15 protein-coding genes and 1 tRNA gene are annotated in these 22145 nt (G+C 73.4%); 7 read left to right on the top strand and 9 right to left on the bottom strand.

Features of this window, described 5'->3' with window-relative positions; genetic code table 11:
• The first annotated feature begins 68 nt into the window (after positions 1 to 68).
• The 6 genes from ACIRJP_RS21915 to ACIRJP_RS21940 all read left to right on the top strand — a co-directional run bounded on the left by ACIRJP_RS21915 (position 69) and on the right by ACIRJP_RS21940 (position 10707).
• Entirely contained in the window at positions 69 to 473 is a 405-nt protein-coding gene (locus ACIRJP_RS21915) for a globin (RefSeq protein WP_404176599.1), read from the top strand.
• Positions 474 to 668: 195 nt separating this feature from the next.
• Entirely contained in the window at positions 669 to 3968 is a 3300-nt protein-coding gene (locus ACIRJP_RS21920; RefSeq protein ID WP_404176602.1) for an FtsX-like permease family protein, read from the top strand.
• A gap of 1 nt (position 3969) precedes the next feature.
• On the top strand, positions 3970 to 6888 hold the full coding sequence (locus ACIRJP_RS21925; RefSeq protein WP_404176605.1) for an FtsX-like permease family protein: 2919 nt from the start codon (positions 3970 to 3972) through the stop codon (positions 6886 to 6888).
• Positions 6885 to 7853 carry an ATP-binding cassette domain-containing protein gene (locus ACIRJP_RS21930; protein ID WP_404176608.1) on the top strand — a complete coding sequence of 323 codons (969 nt, stop codon included), beginning with the start codon at positions 6885 to 6887 and terminating at the stop codon, positions 7851 to 7853. Before ACIRJP_RS21925 ends, ACIRJP_RS21930 begins: the two co-directional genes overlap by 4 nt.
• A 113-nt stretch (positions 7854 to 7966) precedes the next feature.
• Positions 7967 to 9517 (top strand): alpha/beta hydrolase, encoded by a 1551-nt coding sequence (locus ACIRJP_RS21935; RefSeq protein ID WP_404176611.1) that lies wholly within the window; start codon positions 7967 to 7969, stop codon positions 9515 to 9517.
• Complete coding sequence (locus tag ACIRJP_RS21940) at positions 9514 to 10707, top strand: serine hydrolase domain-containing protein (RefSeq protein WP_404176614.1); 1194 nt, start codon at positions 9514 to 9516, stop codon at positions 10705 to 10707. Before ACIRJP_RS21935 ends, ACIRJP_RS21940 begins: the two co-directional genes overlap by 4 nt.
• Positions 10708 to 10717: 10 nt before the next feature.
• Here the strand turns inward: ACIRJP_RS21940 and ACIRJP_RS21945 are convergent, their stop codons facing one another.
• The 7 genes from ACIRJP_RS21945 to ACIRJP_RS21975 form a co-directional block, all read right to left on the bottom strand.
• Positions 10718 to 11401, bottom strand: a complete 684-nt coding sequence (locus ACIRJP_RS21945) for a hypothetical protein (RefSeq protein ID WP_404176617.1) — start codon at positions 11399 to 11401, stop codon at positions 10718 to 10720.
• Positions 11398 to 11820 carry a thioesterase family protein gene (locus tag ACIRJP_RS21950; protein ID WP_124717647.1) on the bottom strand — a complete coding sequence of 141 codons (423 nt, stop codon included), beginning with the start codon at positions 11818 to 11820 and terminating at the stop codon, positions 11398 to 11400. Before ACIRJP_RS21950 ends, ACIRJP_RS21945 begins: the two co-directional genes overlap by 4 nt.
• 5 nt (positions 11821 to 11825) lie before the next feature.
• Positions 11826 to 13490, bottom strand: coding sequence for an energy-dependent translational throttle protein EttA (gene ettA / locus ACIRJP_RS21955; RefSeq protein ID WP_404176620.1), 1665 nt, complete (start codon positions 13488 to 13490; stop codon positions 11826 to 11828).
• Between the two features lie 244 nt (positions 13491 to 13734).
• Positions 13735 to 15186: an LAETG motif-containing sortase-dependent surface protein gene (locus ACIRJP_RS21960; protein ID WP_404176623.1), complete on the bottom strand. Its 1452-nt coding sequence runs from the start codon at positions 15184 to 15186 to the stop codon at positions 13735 to 13737.
• A gap of 251 nt (positions 15187 to 15437) precedes the next feature.
• Complete coding sequence (locus ACIRJP_RS21965; protein WP_404176625.1) at positions 15438 to 15971, bottom strand: single-stranded DNA-binding protein; 534 nt, start codon at positions 15969 to 15971, stop codon at positions 15438 to 15440.
• Positions 15972 to 16070: 99 nt separating this feature from the next.
• Entirely contained in the window at positions 16071 to 17990 is a 1920-nt protein-coding gene (locus ACIRJP_RS21970; protein WP_404176628.1) for a YfjP family GTPase, read from the bottom strand.
• Positions 17987 to 19630: a dynamin family protein gene (locus ACIRJP_RS21975; RefSeq protein ID WP_404176688.1), complete on the bottom strand. Its 1644-nt coding sequence runs from the start codon at positions 19628 to 19630 to the stop codon at positions 17987 to 17989. Before ACIRJP_RS21975 ends, ACIRJP_RS21970 begins: the two co-directional genes overlap by 4 nt.
• 328 nt (positions 19631 to 19958) lie before the next feature.
• On the opposite strand from ACIRJP_RS21975, the gene ACIRJP_RS21980 reads away from it, so the two are divergent.
• Positions 19959 to 20031 (top strand) — tRNA-Arg (locus ACIRJP_RS21980).
• Between the two features lie 67 nt (positions 20032 to 20098).
• Here ACIRJP_RS21980 and ACIRJP_RS21985 read toward each other — a convergent pair.
• Complete coding sequence (locus ACIRJP_RS21985; protein ID WP_404176630.1) at positions 20099 to 20758, bottom strand: response regulator; 660 nt, start codon at positions 20756 to 20758, stop codon at positions 20099 to 20101.
• Positions 20731 to 22092, bottom strand: coding sequence for a sensor histidine kinase (locus tag ACIRJP_RS21990; protein ID WP_404176633.1), 1362 nt, complete (start codon positions 22090 to 22092; stop codon positions 20731 to 20733). Before ACIRJP_RS21990 ends, ACIRJP_RS21985 begins: the two co-directional genes overlap by 28 nt.
• Positions 22093 to 22145 lie beyond the last annotated feature (53 nt).

Below are 22145 nucleotides of genomic sequence, written 5' to 3' on the forward strand. Positions count from 1 at the left end.
GGACGGGTCTTCGGTGAGGGGGGACTAGGTCCCCGGTCCTCGGCCGGTGCGTCTGCGACGATGGACGGGTGACAGAGAATCCGCACGACACGCTTCAGGAGCAGACCTTCTACGAGCAGGTCGGCGGCGAGGAGACCTTCCGACGCCTGGTGCACCGCTTCTACCAGGGAGTCGCAGAGGACCCGCTGCTCCGGCCGATGTACCCGGAGGAGGATCTGGGCCCGGCCGAGGACCGGTTCGCGCTGTTCCTGATGCAGTACTGGGGCGGGCCCCGTACCTACGGCGAGCTGCGCGGACACCCCAGGCTGCGGATGCGGCACGTCCCGTTCCGGGTGGACCGGGCGGCGCACGACGCCTGGCTGGGCCATATGCGGGTGGCCCTGGACGAACTAGGGCTGGCTCCGGAACACGAGCGGCAGTTGTGGGACTATCTGACCTACGCGGCCGCCTCGATGGTGAACACCGAGGGCTGAGCCCCGCACCGCCCCCTGCGCCTCCCCCGCACCCCCCTGCGCCTCCCGAAGAGCGGAATTCGGTCTTCCGACACCGATAAACGGTCACAATCGGATCAAGTACTTACGCAAGCGGTTTCCAAGAGCGCACGCCCTTGAAAGCATCCGTGGAACGCCGGGGGGCGTGTGTGGCGTTGAGGGCCCAGGGGGGCGTGAGTGACGGGGTTCGTCTTTCTCCGGGTACGGGCCCATCGGCTTCTGCTCTCCGCGGCGGTTCTCGCCGTTCTGCTGACCGCCTCGGTGCTGGCCGCGCTCACCGCCTTCTCCGGTTCCGTCGGTGACGCGGCGCTCCGCCACGCCCTCACCCACCGTTCGGCGGCCGACGCCTCCCTGGTGATGTCCGCGCAGGTGGCACCCGCACAGCGGGACACGGCCGACGCGACCGCCAGGACGGCCGCCCGCGAGGCCTTCGACGGCCTTCCGGCGACCGTCCGGACGCTGGAGACCTCGGGGGCGTACGCGCTGCCGCGTGAACTGCGGGCCACACAGGCCGGGGACGGCGAGCCCGACCTCACCCACTTCGCCTCGCTCGACCGCAGCCGGGTCGAGATCGCCGAGGGCCGCGCCCCGGCGGCGGCCGGCGGGAAGTCCGGTGCGCCCGTCCAGGTCGCCCTGCCCCGCCCGGCCGCAAAGGCGCTGAAGCTGAAGCCCGGTTCGCGGTTCACCGTCACCGACCGGCTGACCGACAAGCCGCTGCCGGTCCTGGTCACGGGCGTGTACGAGGTGTCCGACCCGGCCGATCCGTACTGGCAGCTGGACGAGCTCGGCGGGCGCGGCATCCGCAAGGTCGCCTTCACCACCTACGGTCCGCTGCTCACCGACCCTGCCGCGGCGCGCTCCGGACGGCTCAGTTCCGGGACGATGTCCTGGCTGGCGGCCGCCGACTTCCGCACCGTCACCACGGGGCGCATCGACGCACTGCACGGCGCCGCCACCGCCGCTCCGAAGGCGCTGCTGGCCGCCCCCGAGTTCAAGAGCGGTGCCACCGCACGGACTTCGCTGCCCCTGGTGCTGGAGCAGATCGACCGGGCGCTGCTGGTCTCCCGTTCGACGCTGATGATCGTGGCCGTCCAGCTGGTGCTGCTCGCGGGGTACGCGCTGTTGCTGGTGGCCCGGCTGCTGAGCAGCGAGCGCGACGGCGAGACCCGGCTGCTGCGGGCCCGGGGCGGATCGCGCGGCCGCATCACGGCACTCGCCGCGATCGAGGCGCTGCTGCTCGCGCTGCCCGCCGCGCTGGTGGCCCCGCTGCTCGCCGGGCCGCTGACCCGGCTGCTCGCGGGGCGCGGCGCGCTGTCCCGGATCGGTCTGCGGATCGACGGCGGCGCCACCGCCACGGTGTGGCTGGTCGCCGTCGTCACCGCGCTCGCCTGCGCGCTGGCCGTCGTGGCGCCCGCGCTGGCGGCGGGTGCCGGGGAGCGCCGGGCGGGCCGGACCGCGGCGCTGCCCGCGCCGCTGCGGGCGGGTGCCGACATCGGCCTGCTGGTGATCGCGGCGGTGGCGTACTGGCAGCTCGACCGGCGGGCCACGGGAGTCGGCGGCGGTGTGCTGAGCGGGGACCGGCAGGGGCGGCTCGGCGTCGATCCGCTGCTGGTCGCGGCTCCGGCCCTGCTGCTGCTCGCGGGCACCGTACTGACGCTGCGGCTGCTGCCGCCCGCGGCCCGGCTCGCGGAGCGCGGCGCGGCGGGCGGCCGGGGGCTGATCGCGGCCCTGTCCGGCTGGCAGTTCAGCCGGCGCCCGCTGCGCAACACCGGGCCCGTGCTGCTGCTGGTCCTCGCGGTGGCGATGGGCATGCTGGCCGTCGGGCAGCGCGCCTCCTGGGACCGTTCGCAGAGCGACCAGGCGGACTTCAGGGCCGGTGCGTCGCTGCGCGTGATCACCGGCACCGAGGACGACCCGGTGAAGTCGGGCGCGTACACGCGGCTGCCGGGTGTCCGGGACGCGGCGCCCGCGTTCCGCACCACCACCGAACTCTCGGGCAACCGCACCGCCTCGGTCCTCGCTCTGGACACCGCGCACGCCACCGAGCGGATGCTGATCCGCGACGATCTCGGCGACCGGCCGCGGGAGCGGCTGTTCGACCCGCTCGACCCGCCGAGTACCGGACGGTCCGGCCTGATGCTGCCGAAGAGCAGCGAGCGGCTGGGCTTCGACGTGCGGATCAAGGCGGCCGGCGCGCACGGACGGCCGGGCGACGAGCCGGTCCTCGCCGTGCTGCTGGAGGACCGCTACGGCCTGCCCTACCGGGTGCCGGCCGGATCCGTACCCGCCGACGGCAGGGCGCATCCGGTCGCCCTCACGGTGTCGGCCGCGGGCGATCTGGCCGTGACCGGATTCGAGCTGACCGGCAACCGGCCGTCCGACCGGAGCCAGATGTACCGCCTCGACATCAGCGCCCTGCGGACCGTGACGGCCGACGGCACCGAGCGGCCGGTCCCGGTCCCCGCAGACTTCCGCTGGGACGCCGAACTGACCGGTTCCGGCTCCGGCTCCGAGACGCAGGCCGGCGAACCGGTCGACGCGACGGCCTCCGCGAAGAGCCCGCTGGCCTTCACGTACGACACCGGCTCCGCCCCCGACGTGTGGGACTGGACGCCCGCCTTCTCGGTACGGGTCACCGTGCCCCGCCCGAAGGCTCCGGCGCCGAAGGCGATCGTCACCGACGCGTATCTGAAGGCCGCCGGGGCGAAGAAGGGGCAGCGCGTCGATGTCACGCTGGCCGGCGAGACGGTCCGGGTGGAGATCGTGGACTCGGTACGCCGGCTGCCGACCACCGGCGAGGGTTCGGACGGTGGCGGGTCCGCGGACCGGAGCCGCGACGGCGGGGCCGTACTGCTCGATCTCAGGGCCGTCGGCCAGGTCCTCGCGCAGCGTCCGGGCGCCGTGCTCGATGCCAACGAGTGGTGGCTGAGCACCGCCTCCGGCCGGGCCGCGGAGGCGGCCGCCACGCTGCGGGCGCAGCCGGACACCGATCCGTCCCAGGTCCTGGTGCGGGACGAGATCGCGCGGGAGCTGGTCAGCGATCCGCTGGGCGCCGGACCGCAGTCCGCGCTGCCCGCGGTGGCGGTGGTCGCCGCGGCCCTGGCGGCGGTCGGCTTCGCGGTGAGCGCCGTCGGCGCCCAGCGGGAACGGGCCGGCGAGTTCGCCGTCCTGCGGGCTCTGGGCACCCCGCGCCGCCGGCTGACCAGGATGATCGCCGCCGAGCAGGGGCTGCTGATCGCGATCGCACTGCTGGTCGGGACCGTGCTCGGGGCGGTGCTGAACCGCGCCGTCGTACCGCTCGTCGTACTGACCGGGGAGGCCACCGCGCCCGTGCCCGGGGTGCTGGTGCAATTGCCGGCCGGGCAGATCGCGGCGCTGCTGGCGGGCGTCGCCGCGCTGCCGCTGGTGACCGTCGTGTCCCTCGCCCTGCGCGGTGCCGACCCCGCGGCCTCACTGCGTGTCCAGGGGGACAACTGACATGAATCCGCGTTCCGTTCGAGACGGCGATTCCATTCGGGACGGCAGCTCTGTGCGAGACGGCAGCCCGGGACGAGACGGCGGCACCGCGCAGGTCGGCGGTTCCGTACGAGACCGCAGCACCCCCGCCAATGCGCCCTGGGTCCGCACCCGGCTGCGCACCGCTCCCGGCACGGCCTGGGCGCTGGGGCTGCTGGTGCTGCTGACGTCGTTCCTCGCGGCCGCCTTCCCGCGCACCGTCGAGCGCTACGAGAACGACGGGCTGCGCCAGGACATCACCGTCGCGGACCCCTCGCGCAGCGTGCTGGAGCTGAGCGCACCGGAGCCCGAGCTCCAGCTGCCGGCGGCGGAGCGCGAGGCGGCCGTCCGTGACGCGGCGCTGGCCTCCGTCCACCGCAAGGCACGGTCCCTGCTGCCCGGCCCGGTGGTGTCGGGCACCGGCGATTCCTCGTACGGCTTCCGCACCGGGAAGCCGATCGTCGCGCAGGACCGCTGGCTGCCGCGGCCGGACCTCGTCGACCCCCAGCTGACCTACTCCACGCTGTCCGCCCTCCCGGACCACGCCACCCTGCGCGCCGGGAAGTGGCCCGCCGTGCACGGCCAGGTCTCCGAGGACACGACCGAGGTGGAGGCCGCGGTCACCGAGGAGACGGCCAAGGTCCTGAAGGCGACGACCGGTTCGGTCATCTCGGTACCGGCCCCCAGCGGGAAGCGACTGACCGTACGGATCACCGGCATCGTCGCCCCGACCGACCCCCGGTCCGCCTACTGGTCGGCCCAGCCGCTGCTGCGGACCCCGGCCCTGGTCCCCGAACCGGTTCCGTCCCCCCCGACTCTGTCCCCTCCGCGCTTCTACTGGACCGCGGCCGTGCTGCTGCCCCCGGACGCCGCGCCCGCCCTGCTCGCCACGGCGGGCCGGCCGGAGGCGTTCTGGCGGTTCCCGCCGGACGCCTCCCGCCTCACCGCCCCCGACGCGGCGGGGCTGCGCTCGTCGATCGCCTCCCTGGAGGGCGGCCCCGGGCTGGTACGGCTGCGCGGGGCGGCCGGTGTCAACGCCACGTTTACGACCGACCTCGACGAGATCCTCACCGGGTACGGATCGCTGCGTGCGGCGATCGGCCCGGTCGTCACGGTCGCCGCTGTGGGCGCCGGGGCCGTCGCCGCCGTCGTGCTGCTGATGACCGTCGGGCTGATCGGCGGGCGGCGCCGCACCGAACTCGCGCTGCTGCGGGCGCGCGGCGGATCGCTGCGCGGGATCGGCGGCCGGCTGTTCGCCGAGACGGCGGTGATCGCACTGCCCGCGGCGGTGCTGGGTCTGCTGATCGCCGTGCCGCTCCTCGACCGGGCCCGGCTGTGGCCCTCCGTCGTCGGACCGGCGGCCGTCGCCGCGCTGGTCTGTCTCGCCCTGCCGCTGGGCGCGGTGCTGCCGCACCGCAGGCCGCAGCTGCCCGGGGCCCGCGACGACCTGATGGACGCCCGCCCGTCGCGGCGGCGCACGGTCGCCGAACTCACCGTGCTGGTGCTGGCCGTCGGCGCGGTCGCGGGCCTGCGCCGACGCGGTACGGGAGGCGACGGCGGAAGCGACCTGCTGGTCAGCGCCGCCCCCGTGCTCGTCGGGCTGATCGCCGCCCTGGTCCTGGTACGGCTCCTTCCGCTGCCGCTGCGGCTCGCCTCGCGCGCCGTGGCCCGGCGGCGCGGTGCGGTCGGCTTCCTGTCGCTGGCGCGGGCCGGGCGCAGCTCGGCGGGCGGCACCCTGCCGCTGCTGGCGCTGCTGCTCGCCCTGACCACGGCAGCGTTCGGCGGCTCGGTGCTCGCGGGTGTCGCGGACGCGCGGGACCGGGCGGCTGTGCACACGGTCGGCGCCGACGCCCGGATCAGCGGCCCGTACGACGCCGTACCACTGCCGGACCGCCTGATCCGGCAGGTGCGGGGAGCGGACGGGGTGCGGGAGGTGGCGGCGGTGCAGGTCGTGTACGGCGTGCCGCTGCCCGCCGACCCGGCCGGGAACAACCGGATGAAGAGCGCCGTCCTGCTGGGTGTCGACCCGGCGGCGTACGCCCGGCTGGCCCGTACGACCGGCCTCGGCCCGTTCCCCGCCGACCGGCTGCGCGCCCCCGGGCGTACGGCTGCGAAGGGGACCGCCCCGTCGAAGGACACGGTGGTGCCCGTGATCGTGTCGCCATCGGTCGCCACGGAGCTCGGCGACCGGCCGCGCGAGCTGCCCACGGCGGCCGGGGACCTCACGGTGCGGGTGGCGGGCGTCGTCCCGCGCACCGCCGCCGTCCCCGACAGCGACTTCCTGATCGTCGACTCCGCGTCGCTCACCCGCCGGCAGACCAGCACCCTGCTGGTCACCGGCGGCTCCCCGGACGCGAAGGCGCTGCGGGCGGCGGTGAAGGACGCGGGCAAGGACTTCTCCGTACGGCTGCGCTCCGAGGAACGCGCGGCGTTCGTCGACACCCCCATGCAGCAGGGCGCCTGGGGCATCTACGCGGCGGCGATCGCGGCCGGTGCGGGCTACGCCCTGCTCGCCGTCCTGCTGTCGCTCCTGCGGACCGCGCCGGAGCGCACGGCCCTGCTGGCGCGGCTGCGGACCATGGGCCTCACCTCCCGGCAGGGCAGGCGGCTGCTCGGCCTCGAAGCGCTGCCGCAGGCACTGCTCGCGGCCGTCGGCGGGGTGCTCGTCGGCTGGGCGGCGATCGCGCTGCTGGCACCGGGCGTGGACCTGGTGGGCCTGGCGCTCTCCTCCGGGCCCGGCCCCACCGCACTCGACACCGCTCCGCTGCGGGCCGACCCGTGGTCGCTGACGCTCCCGGCGCTCGGTGTGGTCGTCCTCACCGCCGCGGTGGCCGCCGTCCAGGCCCGGTGGGCCGGCCGTCGCGGACCGAACACCGAACTCAGGGCAGGAGATTCCCGATGACGTCGCCGTCGGCCGACACCACACTCGCCGAGCTCGAACAGCGTGCCAACGCGCGCCGCGACCGGCCCTCGTACGGGCACGACGCGCTGATCGCCTGCGACCGGCTGGTCCGCATCTTCTCCGCGGACGGGGTGGAGGTGCAGGCCCTGCAGGGGCTGGATCTCCTGGTCACCCAGGGTGAGTTGATGGCCCTGGTCGGCGCGTCGGGCAGCGGCAAGTCGACCCTGATGAACATCCTGGCGGGCCTCGACGTGCCGACGGCCGGGTCGGCGAAGGTCGGGGGCTGCGATCTGCTGTCGATGGGGCCGAAGGAACGGCTCCGCTACCGACGGGACGTCGTCGGGTTCGTCTGGCAGCAGACCGCCCGCAATCTGCTCCCGTACCTCACCGCCGCCCAGAACGTCACCCTGCCGATGCAGCTGCGCGGCCGGGGCCGGATGCGAGGCGCCGAACGGGCCGCCCGCGCCGAGTCGCTGCTTCGCATACTGGAGGTCGAGGACTGCCGCGACCGGCGCCCGCAACAGCTCTCCGGCGGTCAGCAGCAACGGGTGGCGATCGCGGTCGCGCTCGCCAACAACCCGTCGGTGCTGCTCGCCGACGAACCGACCGGCGAGCTCGACTCGGCCACCGGCGAGCAGGTCTTCGCGGCGTTCCGCCGCGCCAACGAGGAGCTCGGCACCACGATCGTGATCGTCACCCACGACCAGGCGGTGGCCGACGAGGGCCGCCGCACGGTCGCCATCCGGGACGGCCGTACGTCCTTTGAGGTGCTGCGCCGCACCGAGGTCGACGCCACCACGGGCCTGGAGTCCCAGGTGGCCCGGGAGTACGCAATGCTCGACCGCGCGGGCCGGCTGCAACTGCCCGCCGACTACACGCAGGCGCTCGGGATGGAGCACCGGGTGATGCTGGAGCTGGAGCACGACCACATCGGGGTCTGGCCGGACGACCAGCCGCGCCCGTGACGGGTGTTGGTGGTGCTGGCCCCAGGTCGCTTCGGCCGGGTGGCCCGATGTTCCCGCGCCGCGTACACCCATAGCGTCGTGCGGGAGTCATCCACCTGATCCCGAGGAGCACCATGCGCGTCGCCACGCCGACCGCCGTCGGCCTGGGCCTGACCTGTTTACTCGCGGGCGGCATGCCCGCATCGGCCACCCCCGCCGCAGCCACCGCACCCGCCCATCAGCGGCTCGTCTGGGGCCCCTGCTCACCGCAGCAGCGGGAGCTGAACAAGGCGGGTGCGCAGTGCACGGAGGTGACCGTCCCGCTCGATTACTCCGACCCCGGCGGCCGGACGATCCGGATCGCCGTCTCCCGTATCAAGGCCACCGCGAAGCACGGGCAGCGGCGGGGCGTCCTGCTGTCGAACCCGGGCGGTCCGGGCGGCGCCGGACTCGCCGGCACCCTGTATCTGCGCCCCGCGTTGAAGGACGCCGCCGACCGCTACGACCTGATCGGCTTCGATCCCCGCTTCCTCGGCGAGTCCACCCCCGTCGCCTGCGACCCGGCCGCCCCGTCGCCCGCGCCCGGCCCGGTCACGACCCGTCGCGAGGACTTCGAGCAGTCGGTACGGTCCTCCCGCGACACCGCGCGCCGCTGCCAGGAGCACGGGGACAACGCCCGGCTCCTCCCTCACGCCACGTCCCGGAACGTCGCCCGCGACATGGACGCGATCCGCGCGGCGCTGGGTGAGCGCAGACTGTCGTACTACGGCGTCTCGTACGGCGCCGATCTGGGCGCCGTCTACACCCAGATGTTCCCGCGCCGCGCCGACCGCGTCGTCATCGACTCCTCGACCGACCCGTCGGCCACCCAGTACGAACTCTTCCAGCGGGCGGGCAGACCGCTCGAAGAGGCGCTGGACGCCTGGGCCGGCTGGACCGCCCGGCACGACGGCACCTACCGGCTCGGCACCACGCCCGCCCGTGTGCGGTCGAGCGTCCAACGGCTGCTCGACGGGGCCGAGCGGCGTCCGGTGACCGTCTCCGGCGTCCGGCTCGACGCGCCGCTGCTGCGGCTGGTGCTGCGGCAGCTCATCCAGCACGAGGAGTACGACCCGGCGCTCGCCGCTACGGTGGGGGACCTGGCCGACGCCGCGGCCGGCAGGCCGGTCGAGCCCGGCCCGGAGCTCGCGGCCATGCTGGAGCTGCTCGCCTCGCCCGAGCTGGCGGACAGCATGCTGGGCGGCGCCCTCTTCATGTGCGGCGACAGCGGCTGGCCGGCCGGCGGCTGGCCGCGGAACCCGGAGACGTACTGGAAGAACATGGAGGCCAGTCGCGCCACCCAGCCCGTCTTCGGCCCGCTCGTCAACAGCATGGTGGCCCCGTGCGCCTTCTGGACGAGCACGTCCCGCGAGCCCGCCACGGTGATCGGCAACGACGTACCCGTCCTGATGCTCCAGGCTCGGCGCGACAACAACGTCCCGTACGAAGGGGCGTTGGCCCTGCACCGCCGCCTGACCGGCTCCCGGCTGGTGACGGCGGACATCCGCTCGCACGGGGTGTACGGGCGCGGACTCGACGGCCTCACCGCCGTCCCCTGCGCCGACCGGGCCGTGAACGACTACCTGCGCGACGGCACACTCCCCGCCGCCGACCTGACCTGCCCTCGCACCGGGGAGGACCGGTGATCAGCAGACGTACCGGCCTGGCGGCCACGGCGGCGGCCCTGCTAACCGCAGCGTCCGCACCCACGGCGACGGCCGCGCCCCGCCACCGTCCCGGGCTCGGCGACCGTCTTCAGGAGGACGTGGACGCGATCGTGGCCACCGGCGCCACCGGCGTACTGGCCGAGGTCCAGAGCGCCCGCGGCCGCACCACGGCCCGCGCCGGCTCCGCCGACCAGGCAGCCGGGCACCACCCGGTCCCCTGGGACGCCTACTACCGGATCGGCAGCGACACCAAGACCCTGACGGCCACGCTCGCCCTCCAGCTGGTGGGCGAGGGACGGCTCGCGCTCACGGACACCGTCGAGCGGTGGCTCCCCGGCGCCGTCCGGGGCAACGGCAACGACGGCCGCAGGATCACGGTCGCCGACCTGCTGCGCCAGACCAGCGGCCTGAACGACTACCTGGCCGTCTCGCCCGACGCGGCCGACGCGTTCACCCCGGCCGGGTACCTCCGTTCCCGGTTTCGCACCACCACCCCCGAGGACCAGCTGAAGGCGGCCCTGAGCCGGCCGCCCCTGTGGGTGCCGGACGCCGGAGCACCCGCCCCGCAGCGGCGCTGGGGCTACTCCAACACCAACTACGTGGTGGCGGGTCTGATCATCGAGCGGGTGACCGGCAACTCCTGGGCCCGGGAGATCCACGACCGGATCGTCGAACCCCTGGGCCTGCGCCACACCTTCACCCCGGGCACCTCCCCGTACCTGCCCCGGCCCACGGCCACCGCGCACACCTGGTTCCCCGGCCGCACCCGGCCGACCGACACGACGCTGGCCTCCGGCGGCGGTGCGGACGGCTCCGTCATCAGCACCACCCACGACCACGGGGTCTTCCTGCGCGCCCTGATGAGCGGCCGGCTGCTGCGCCCGGCCGAGCTGGCCGCGATGAAGGAGACGGCCGCGGCAGAGGACTGGATCGATGTGCCGGGAGTCCGTTACGGGCTGGGCATCGCCTGGCGCCCGGTGGCCGGGAGCGACGGCGGGATCTGGTTCCACGGCGGAACCCATCTGGGGATCGTCTCCGAGAGCGGGGTGACACCTGACGGCTCACGGGCCGCGACCAGCGCCACGTTCACCCTGCGGATGGGCGACCCGGCCCAGGACGCCCAGGACACGGCCGCGCGGCGCCTGGTGGACAGGGCCCTGACCGGCTAGAGCCTCTCGCTCAGCCCGTGCCCACCGACAGGTTGAGCGGGCCGAGCCCGCTGCCCGGACCGCGCAGGGCGACGGAGCCGTACGGGGTACGGAGCCGGAGCCAGGACCCGGCCGTGAGCAGGGCGACGGGAAAGTCGGGCGCAGGGCGGAGGAATCCGAGCGACTGGGCGGCGTGGACGGCCCGCAGCGGAAGCCCGGTGCCGGCGACCGTGCGCGACCAGATCTCGCGGCCGATCAGGTCCCGCTCCGCCCGGGTACGGCGCTCCTCGGGCAGCGCCTCGTCGCGGGAGCGGAACTCCGCCACCGCGGCGGTGACCGCCGCGCGCAGGGAGACCGGGTCGGGCAGGCCCGGCAGTTCGCGCCAGCCGCCGCGGGGCGGGAGGACCCCCGTCCACGGCGGCCCGGTGACGGGTGCCGGAACGGCGCCGGTGCCGGTGGACTCCCCGAGGGATTCGAGGAGTTCACCGGCGGACACCGTGACGTCGAAGTCGTCGTCCGGCCCGGACAGCCGCGCCGTCCGGATGGCCAGGACCTCGAACGACGGCGGCCTGCCGAACACGGCCAGCGCACCGCCGCCCGCCTGCATCCGCACCGCGGCGGCCCGGTCGTAGTGGAGCAGCCGGCCGAGGAAGGCCGCGAGATCCGCGGCCTCCCTCGGGTCGGCGAACTCCAGCGACCGTACGGGCACCGTCATGCTGCGGCGGGCTCCTCGGCCAGGTACTGCTGGAGGAAGAGCTTCTCCTCGGCGGAGATCCGCCGGGGCCGCTCCTCGGCCAGGTCGTACGGCACGACGACGGTCGAGGCCCGGACGTACACCTGGTCCGGGTCCTTGATCTCGTACGCGATCGTCAGCGACGCGGCGCCGATCTTCGTGACCCACGACTCGACGGTCACCGGCTCGTGCCGGTGGACCAGCGGCCGTACGTAGTCGATCTCGTGCCGGGCCACGACGGAGCCGCCCGCGAAGGACGGCGAACCGTCCCCCGGCGCCAGCCGGAACATGAAGTCGATGCGCGCCTCCTCCAGGTAGCGGAGGAAGACCACGTTGTTCACATGGCCGAAGGCGTCCATGTCCGACCAGCGCAGCGGGCAGTTGTAGATGTGACGAGCCAAGACGATCAGCCTCGCGTGAGCTTCTTGTACGTGGCACGGTGCGGGCGGGCCGCGTCCGCACCGAGGCGCTCGACCTTGTTCTTCTCGTACGACTCGAAGTTGCCCTCGAACCAGTACCACTTGGAGTCGCCCTCGTACGCCAGGATGTGCGTGGCGACGCGGTCCAGGAACCAGCGGTCGTGGGAGATGACCACCGCTGCGCCCGGGAACTCCAGGAGGGCGTTCTCCAGCGAGGACAGGGTCTCGACGTCGAGGTCGTTGGTGGGCTCGTCGAGGAGCAGCAGGTTGCCGCCCTCCTTGAGCGTCAGCGCCAGGTTGAGGCGGTTGCGCTCACCACCGGAGAGGACCCCGGCCGGCTTCTGCTGGTCCGGGCCCTTGAAGCCGAACGCGGAGACGTACGCCCGCGAGGGCATCTCGACCTGGCCGACGTTGATGTAGTCCAGCTCGTCCGAGACGACGGCCCAGAGGGTCTTCTTCGGGTCGATGTTGGCGCGGGACTGGTCGACGTAGGAGATCTTGACCGTGTCACCGATCTTGACCGATCCGCTGTCGGGGGTCTCCAGGCCCTGGATCATCTTGAACAGCGTGGTCTTGCCCGCGCCGTTCGGACCGATGACGCCGACGATGCCGTTGCGCGGCAACGTGAACGACAGGTCGTCGATGAGGACCTTGTCGCCGAAGGCCTTCGAGAGGTTCTCGACCTCGACGACGATGGAACCGAGCCGGGGGCCCGGCGGGATCTGGATCTCCTCGAAGTCCAGCTTCCGCATCTTGTCCGCCTCGGCCGCCATCTCCTCGTAACGGGCGAGACGGGCCTTGGACTTGGTCTGCCGGCCCTTGGCGTTGGAGCGGACCCACTCCAGCTCTTCCTTGAGCCGCTTGGCGCGCTTCTCGTCCTTGCGGCCCTCGACCTTGAGACGGGCGGCCTTCTTGTCGAGGTACGTGGAGTAGTTGCCCTCGTAGGGGATGGCGCGGCCGCGGTCGAGCTCCAGGATCCACTCGGCGACGTTGTTCAGGAAGTACCGGTCGTGCGTGACTGCGACGACGGCGCCGGAGTACTTCGAGAGGTGCTGCTCCAGCCAGTTGACCGACTCGGCGTCGAGGTGGTTGGTGGGCTCGTCGAGGAGCAGCAGGTCGGGGGCCTCGATCAGCAGCTTGCAGAGCGCGACGCGGCGCTTCTCGCCACCGGAGAGGTTGACGACCGGCCAGTCGCCGGGCGGGCAGCCCAGGGCGTCCATGGCCTGCTCCAGCTGGGCGTCCAGGTCCCACGCGCCCGCGTGGTCCAGGTCCTCCTGGAGCTTGCCCATCTCGTCCATGAGCGCGTCGGAGTAGTCGGTCGCCATGAGCTCGGCGACCTCGTTGAAGCGCTTGAGCTTGCCCATGACCTCGGCGGCGCCGTCCTGGACGTTCTCCAGGACGGTCTTGGTCTCGTCGAGGTGCGGCTCCTGCATGAGGATGCCGACGCTGAAACCGGGCGACAGGAACGCGTCACCGTTGGACGGCTGCTCCAGGCCCGCCATGATCTTCAGCACCGTGGACTTACCGGCGCCGTTGGGACCCACCACACCGATCTTCGCCCCGGGCAGGAAGCTCAGCGTGACGTCGTCAAGGATCACCTTGTCGCCGTGCGCCTTGCGCGTCTTGCGCATGGTGTAGATGTACTCAGCCAAGAGAAACCGTCCGGCAATCGATGTGTGGGCAGATACACCCCATCTTGCCTGACGTCCATCCCAGGATGGAAACCCGCCCGGTCCGCGAGACCCTCCGTTGCGGCCCCGGAGCGTGCGGGGTGCCGTCGCCGGGCATGCGAGGGCCCCGGTACGCGTCGGCGTACTGGGGCCCTCATCAGCGAACGTGACAGTCCGCCCCCCGTTCGTCACTCCGCAATCAAGGGTGCGGCGCGACGGTGCGGAATCACTGTGCGGAGGTCTGCGTCTTCCGCTTGCGGAGGAGGAAGACCGCGCCGCCGCCGACAACGACGAGGGCGATCGCGACGCCCGCGATGACCGGGGTGGCGCTGGAGCCACCGGTCTCGGCGAGGTCACCCGAGCCGCCGGTGGTGGAACTGCCGCCGGACGTGGCCGGAGCGGGCTTGTCGCCGCCGGTCTGGGTGTCGGTGCCGCCGGTGGTGCTGCCGCTGGTCTTGCAGTCCAGGACGCCCTTGAACGTCTTGGAGAAGCCGCCGGGGCCGGTGATCGTGAAGTCGTAGGCCTGGTCCTCGGCGACCGGGACGGTGACCGTCTCGGACTTGCCCGCCTCGATGGTGTGCTTCACACCGGCCAGCTCGAAGGTGAAGGCCTCGTCGCCCGTGTTGGAGGCGGTGACGTCCACGCCGCCCTTGGCGCAGTTCTTCTTCGCCGTGACGGCCGGGATGGCGCCCTTCTTGGCCCAGGTGCCGGTGGCGGTCGCGGAGACCGTGGACTCGCTGGAGCCGGCCAGGATCATGGTCTGGCTCTTGGTGACACCGGCGAACGCGCGGCCGACCGGCACCGAGGTGGTGGCCTGGACCGTCAGCGAGGCGGAGCCGTCGGCGGTGCCCTCGGGCACGTCGAAGTAGAGCTCGGCGCCGTTGGCCGCGGCGGTGACGGGCTTGCCGGCCTTGTCGGTGACCTTGACGCCGGTGGCGGCGTCGGCGGGCGGGGTCACGGAGACCTGGCCGGCGTTGGTGTGGACGGTGACCGGGCCGAGCCGCTCGCCGGACTTGCCGGAGACCGCGGCCGGGTCCAGGGCGAGGGACGCCTTGGGTTCGGCCTGGTCGACGGCGTTCTTCTCCAGCCAGTCGGCCAGCTTCTCGGCCTGGCCGTCGGTCGCGTCGATCTTCACGTCGTCCGAGTAGCGCCAGATGGCGACCTGGGTGCCCGCCGCCGCGGTCTTCTCGGTGAGCGGGCCGGTGCCGGCCTCCTTGGCGAGCGCCGCGAGGTCGTCGACCTGCGGGTAGGAGTGCTCCAGGATCCAGCGGATCTTGCCGGCGTTCTTGTTGCTGCCGAGCGAGGTCTGGTTCCAGGGGGTCTCCAGGTACTTCGCCTGGTCCTGGGTGGGGTTGTGGATGTCGATGCAGTACGTCTTGAGCTTGCCGCCGCCGTCGACGGTCATCTCGAAGAGGCCGGCGGGCAGCTGCTGGTCCTTGCCGCCCGTGTGCAGCACGGCGCGGTCGAAGGTCTTCAACCCGTCCAGCACCGCGGCCGCGCCGCCCTGATGCTGCGGTGCCTCGTCGGCGACCGCGCCGCCCGCGCCGACGAGGGCGCCTGCCATGACCAGACCGGATGCCACCATCGATGCGGCCAGCCGGGCTATGCCGCGCCGCCTCGGAGAACTGGCCGTCGTCCCCGAGGACGACGAAGCGGTCGCTGAAGAAGCAGAAAACACAGAATTCCCCTCCGGGCGGGGCCCTCCGCGCCTTATGCGCGTGTGGGGATTGCCCCGCCAGTCGACTCAAGTGCCCCGTGAGTACTGGGGAATCCTAAGGAGGAAGCGATGAACAGTCCCCCGTCATACCGTCGTACAACCATTCCGAATCGGAATCGTTATCGCCGGTATCACCCGCGTGCGCCTCCACGGCCCCTTCCCCGCCCACCCGGGCCCGTATTTCGCCCTGCTCCTGGACCGCTCCGGGCCCGTCACGGCACCGACGCGAGTTCCTTCGCAGCCTTTTGACGGACCGTCGGCCGCCGGCGCCGGGAGCCGTCCGGTCCCCCGGACCCATCGGGGCCGCCCGGCCCCGCGACCTCCTCCGGCTCCGCCGGCGCCCCCGACCCGTCCGCACTCCCCACCCGTGCCGTCAGCGCGGGGTCGCCCCTCATCACCCGCCGGAACGCCGCCGTCCCCCGCGTCAGATCGTGGCCCACCGCGACTGCCTCGATGTCCACGAACGTCCTGCGCTGCCCCTCCCGTTCCTCCTCGCGCACCTTCAGCCGGCCGTGCACGACGAGTGGTTCCCCGACGGAAACGGAACCGGACAGATTCAAGGCCAGAGTCCGCCAGGCCCACACCGTGTAAAAGCTGGTGTGCCCGTCCGTCCAGAGCTGTTTCTCGCGGTCCCAGCGGCGCGGCGTCACCGCCAACCGGAATCGCGCCATTCCACCGGTCGCGGTCTCCCGGAACTCCACGCCCGTAGCCGCGTTGCCCACCAATGTCACCAACGTGTCGTTCATGACTCCGCCTCCCCTTCGGCCTTCGGAACAGCGATCGCGTCCACGCGGTCACTGACCCCAGGTTGAAGGAGAGGCGGAAATCCTGCTCGCGCCTGGGGACTACCCGCCGGTTGTGGAAATCTCCGTCACCGCCGCGTACCTCTCGCGCACCTCGCGGTACCGCACGAGCTCCGCGGCCACCGGATCGAGCACCCGGGCCCGCCCGCAGGCCGCCGCCGCCTCGCGCAACTGCCGCTCGGCCTCCTGCCCGTACCGTCGTGCCGGCCCACGCGCCGCGGCCACGCACGACCACTCCACCAGCGGCCCGCCGACGATCCCGGCCAGCATCACCAGGGCGGGCGTGAAGTAGCCCGGTTCGAGCACGCCGACGATCTGCCCGACCAGCCAGAGCCCTCCGAAGACCTGCAGCAACGTCATCGCGGCCTGGGCCAGAACCGCCGCCGGCCACCACTTCGGCCGCGGCGGCTTCCCGCTCACCCGGCCACTGTGCGCCACTCCACAGGCCCCGGCCACACCCGTGGCCACCACCGCCCCGCCGCCCGGGGCGTGCTCCGCACCGGACCTTTCCGCCAGCGCGTCGAGCGCCTCCGGCAACCCGTCCGCGCCGTTCACCGCCGCCTCGCGGACCGCCTGCGCCCAGGGGCCCGGCAGCCCGTCGGCGGCCTCGTCCGCCACCTTCCGCACCGCCTGCTCGACGCTCTGCCGGGAGGAGGGCCGCTCCTCGGGGGGCTCGGGCCGCACCGGGCGCTCCAGGCTTCCGGGCCGCCGGGTGGACTCGTACCAGCGCCAGAGCCGCAGCCACGGCGTGCCGCACGCCCGTCCGGCGTTCCTGCGCCACTCGCGCTCGGCCGCCTGGCCCGCCGCTGCCGCCCCGACGGCTTCCGCCAGCCGGTCGGTGAACTCCTCACGGCTCCGCTCGCCGAGGCCGGGCCGCCCCTCGGCCACGTAAGCCGGGCGGAGCCTGGCCGCGGCGGCGTCCACGTCCGCGGAGAGCCTGCGCGCCGCCGCGGTGCGTTCCTGGACGAACCGGCCGAGCACCTCGCGCAGTTCATCGACGCCCTCGCCGGTGAGCGCGGACAGGCACATGACGGTGGCGCCCGGTTCGCCGTGTTCGCCGAGCGCCATGCCGTCCTCGTCGAGCAGCCGGCGCAGATCGTCGAGGACCAGGTCGGCGGCGTCGCCGGGCAGCCGGTCGATCTGGTTGAGGACGACGAAGGTGATCTCGGCGTGTCCGGCGAGCGGCCGCAGATAGCGCTCGTGCAGGGCCGCGTCCGCGTACTTCTCCGGGTCGACGACCCAGATCACCGCGTCGACCAGTGCCAGGACCCGGTCGACCTGTTCCCGGTGTGCGGTCGCCGCGGAGTCGTGGTCGGGCAGGTCGACGAGTACGAGCCCCTGGAGGGCCTCGTCGGTGTCCGCGCCGCCCGGCTGCGGCCTGCGCCTGAGCCGCCCCGGGATGGCGAGCCGGTCGAGCAGCCCGGCGGCCCCGTCGGTCCAGGAGCAGGCAATGGGGGCGGCGGTGGTAGGCCTGCGCAGCCCGGTCTCGGAGATCTGGGCGCCCGCGAGGGTGTTGAAGAGCATCGACTTGCCGCTGCCGGTGGCCCCGGCGATGGCGACGACGGTGTGCCGGGAGGAGAGCCGCTGCCGGGCCGCCGCCTCGTCGAGCACCCGCCCCGCTTCGGCGAGGGTGTCCCCGTCCAGCCGGGCCCGGGACAGTCCGACCAGTTCCCGCAGCGCATCGAGCCGGGGCCGGAGCGGGCCGCCGGAGGGCACGTACGCCTCGACCTGGGGAGGTCGTACGTCGTCGTCCCCGCCGGGCTCGGGCCCGGGGTCCGCCGCCTTGGCCGCCGCCCGCCGGGCGATGAGCCCGTCGTTCCATTCCCGGCCCGGTTCCGGCACCCTGCCCGGCTCCGGCACCCGGCCGGTCTCCGGCACCGGGACCGGCCCGTCGGTCTCCCGGTCCTCGGGGGGAGCGGGGCTCCCGGCCGGTGCGGTCCCCTCGTCAGTGACGGCAGTCATCGCTGCCACCTCTCCTTCTGCAGTACGGACAGCGCGGCGATCAGTTCGGCCTGCGGCTCCGGGGCGACGTCGAGCGCATCGAGCGGTGCGAGCCGCCGGTCGCGCTCGCCGTCCAGCACCCGGTCCAGGCATTCGGTGAGCAGCGCCCCGCCCTTGTCGCGCAGCCGGAGCGCGGTCTGGGCGCCGATCCGTTCGGCGAGCTGTTCCCCGGCGCCGCGGGTGCGGCGGCCGCCGAGCAGCGCGGCGGCCAGCAGCGCGGCCACGGTCTCGGGGTCGGGGGCGGCATTGCGTTCCAGGCTGCGCACCTCTTCCTCGGCCAGCTCCTCCAGAACCCGCCACCACCGCCGTACGGCCATGGCGATCCGGCCCCGGATGTCCTCTGCGGGCCCCCATCCCCCGGCTTCCCGGCCGACGTCCTCGAAGCCGAACCCGTCGGCCGCGGGTTCGCGCTGCCAGGTCGTACGGATCTGCTCGTCGGCGGCGGCCACGGCGCACTGCAGGAGCGCGGCGAGGCTTTCGACCAGCGCTTCGAGGAGCTCCCCGGGGGTGCTGTACTGCGGGTAGCCGCGCCACCTGGTCCGGGCGTCCCCGGCGAGCACGCCGCCGCTGTGCAGCCTGCGCCGGACCCGGGCGCCCTCCCCCCGGTACGCGTCCTCGACCACACCGGTCAGCCTTACGGCCGCCGCGTACTGCGCCGCGACGGCCCCGGCCAGCTCGGGCATCCGTACGTCCAGCGAGTCGATGACCCCGGCCGCCGTACGCCCGACCGCCTGCTGGCGGGCCGCCGGGTCCTGGGCGCGGTGACTGAGCCAGGCGCGCAGCGGGGCGACGGCGGTCGTGGGCAGCAGCCCGCTGCCGCCACCGGCCGATTCGGGCAGTTCGGGGATGGTGAAGCGCGGCACCTCGCCGAGCCCCGCACGGGCGAGCAACGCCCCGTACTGCTGCGACACCTCGGCGATCACCTGGTGCGGCACCCGGTCGAGGACGGTGACGAGCGAGGCGTCGTACTGCTTGGCGGTACGCAGCAGGTGCCAGGGCACCGCGTCCGCGTAGCGGGAGGCCGTCGTCACCATCACCCATACGTCCGCGGCGCAGATCAGCTCGGCGGCCAGCATCCGGTTGCGCACCACGAGCGAGTCGATGTCGGGCGCGTCCAGCAGCGCGAGCCCGCGCGGCAGCCCGGGCGAGGTCTCGACCCGCAACAAGGTCCCGTTCTCCTCCTCGCACCCGGCGAGGTCGTCGCACCGGCCGGGCTCCCCGGACTCCTCCGGCGGCAGCCAGACGCGGGTCAGCTGCGGCAGTACGCGTGCCCCCGCGAACCAGTGGTGATCGTCCGGATGGCAGACGAGCACGGGTGTCCGGGTCGTCGGCCGCAGCACCCCGGCCTCGCTGACCGGCCGCCCCACCAGCGAATTGACCAGCGTCGACTTCCCCGCACCGGTCGACCCGCCGATGACCGCGAGCAGCGGTGCTTCGGGATCCCTGAGCCGGGGAAGCAGATAGTCGTCGAGCTGCGCGAGCAGCTCGCTCCGGGTCTGCCGGGCGCGGGCGGCTCCCGGCAGCGGGAGTGGGAGACGCACGGCGGCGACACGGTCGCGCAGGGCGGAGAGTGCGTCGATGAGCTGAGGCCGTACGTCCAAGGTCACCACATGCGAAGAATGCCCAATTTTGGAGCCTTTTTGAAGCGTATAGCCACCTCTGCGCGCCGGTTCTCTCCCAGGAATGAAGTCGGGACAGAGGGGATGAGTGGGGCGCAGGCATAACGAGTGCACAACACCCGGGGCGTGAGGCGCCAAAAGCCGTGCGGGAATCCCACCCACCTGCGATTATCGGTTCGCTTCACCGAACCTCCACATCGTGCCACGCAGGTGAAGCAACCGGGACGAGGCGATCGGAGCCCTATCCTTGTCCCGGCAGGTCACCGACCGGCCCGGCCCCAGGGCTCCAGGCCGCCGAGGCCACCACCCGGCCCCCGTAGCTCAGTGGATAGAGCAGGTGCCTTCTAAGCACTTGGCCGCAGGTTCGAGTCCTGCCGGGGGCGCACGGATCAAGACCCTCCTCCGGGAGGGTCTTCTTGCCGTCCTCGGACCGGTTCGGGTCCGGGTCCGTCAGGCGCGCAGGAAGGTCAGGACCGCCAGGACTCTGCGGTGCGTCTCGTCGGCCGGCGGGAGGTCCAGTTTGGCGAGGATGTTGCCGATGTGTTTGCCCACCGCCGCCTCGGAGACGACCAGTTCGCGGGCGATCGCGCCGTTCGACCGGCCCTGGGCCACCAGGGCGAGCACCTCGCGCTCCCTGGCTGTGAGGCGTTCCAGCGGGTCGCGGCGGCGGCGCAGGAGCTGGCGTACGACTTCGGGGTCGACGACCGTACCGCCGTCGGCGACCTCGCGCAGCGCGTCGATGAACTCCTCGACCTGGCCGACCCGGTCCTTGAGCAGATAGCCGACGCCCGAGCCGTCGCCGGAGTCCAGGAGGTCGGCGGCGTAGGCGCGTTGCACGTACTGGCTCAGGACCAGCACCGGGAGGGCGGGCTGCCGCTCGCGGAGCCGGACCGCCGCGTGCAGGCCCTCGTCCTGGAAGCCGGGCGGCATCCGGACGTCGGTGACGACGATGTCCGGGGCGTGTTCGGCCACGGCCGTGGCGAGGGTTTCCGCGTCGCCGACCGCCGCGACCACCTCGTGGCCGAAGCGGCCGAGCAGACCCGTCAGTCCCTCGCGCAGCAGCACGCTGTCCTCGGCCAGGACTACACGGAGCGATCGGTCCACTCGCAAGGAATCTCCACACGCAATCGGGTCGGTCCCCCGGCCGGGCTGGACAGCGCAAGTCTGCCATCGAGCACGGAGACCCGGTCGGCGAGGCCGGTCAGTCCGCTGCCGCCCCCGGACGTGCTCGCGCCGCCCTGTCCGTCGTCGTGGATCTCCAGGAAGAGGCGGCCCGCGCGGTGGCCCCCGCTGACCTCGGCGCGGCCCGCGCCGCTGTGCTTGGCGACGTTGGCCAGGGCCTCGCAGACCACGAAGTAGGCGGCCGTCTCGACGGCTTCGGGGAGCCGGCCGGGCAGTTCGACGTTCAGTCCGACGGGGATCGTGGAGCGTTCGGCGGCGTCGGCGACCGCGGCCTGGAGGCCGTAGTCGGCCAACACCTGGGGGTGAATTCCGTGGATCAGTTCGCGCAGTTCCGCGAGGGCCCTGCCCGCCTCCTCGTGGGCCCGGGTGAGCTGGTCGGCGAGGGGGCCGGGCGGGGCGTCCAGGCGGGCCAGGCCCAGCATCATGGTGAGGGCGACGATGCGCTGCTGGGCGCCGTCGTGCAGATCGCGTTCGATGCGGCGGCGTTCGGCCTCGAAGGCGTCGACCAGCCGGACCCGGGAGCGGGTCAGTTCCATCACCCGTGCGTCCGGCTCCGAGGGGCCGGGGGTGAGCAGGAGGCGGGTCAGTTCCGCCCTGGCTCCGGCCAGGGCGCCCAGGGCGTAGCCGCCGAGCAGCAGGAGTACGAGCCCGAGCGCCGCCGTCGCGAAGGCCCCGGGCCAGGTCGTGACCGTCCACAGCTTCACCACGCGCAGCTCCTCGCCGTCCCCGTAGACCTCCATCAGTACGGGGGTGCCCGCCATCGCGAGAGGTGCGGCCGTGCAGAGGGCCACCGCGAGGGCGTCGAGCGGCCACAGGACCAGGGCGAACAGCGCCGCGTATCCGAGCTCCCACCAGGTCGCCCGTTCCCGGAACCGGCATGCCGCCCAGCTCCGCAGCCCGGGTTCGGCCGGGCGGCGGTGCGGGTCCGGGGCCGGGGCCGGGCCCATCAGGCCGAGCCTGCGCCGCTCCAGGGCCGCCACCGGGATGCCGGTCAGGGTGAGGAGGGCGAGCAGCGGCAGGCCGATCAGCACGACGGAGAGCGCGCCGCCCACGACCGCGGCGGTCACGGTCACCACCAGGACGACCGCACCTGTCAGGGCGCCGCTGATCAGGTAACCCGCCGACCGCCAGGGCCAGGAGGACAGCGGGTAGCGGGGAAACGGGAGGGCCTGCCAGACGGTGCGGGGGCGTGTCCGGGGACCGTCCGGCTCCGCATCCGCCGGGAGTACGACGGGACTTGGCTGACGCTGCCTCGGGCTCATGGCCCCACCGTAGAAGCCGGTCCCGGGCGGGTACATCCGTGCTGCCCGACTCC

Origin of the sequence: Streptomyces sp. NPDC102437 (assembly GCF_044765565.1) — a bacterium.
In the GTDB taxonomy this organism is placed as follows: Bacteria; Actinomycetota; Actinomycetes; order Streptomycetales; family Streptomycetaceae; genus Streptomyces.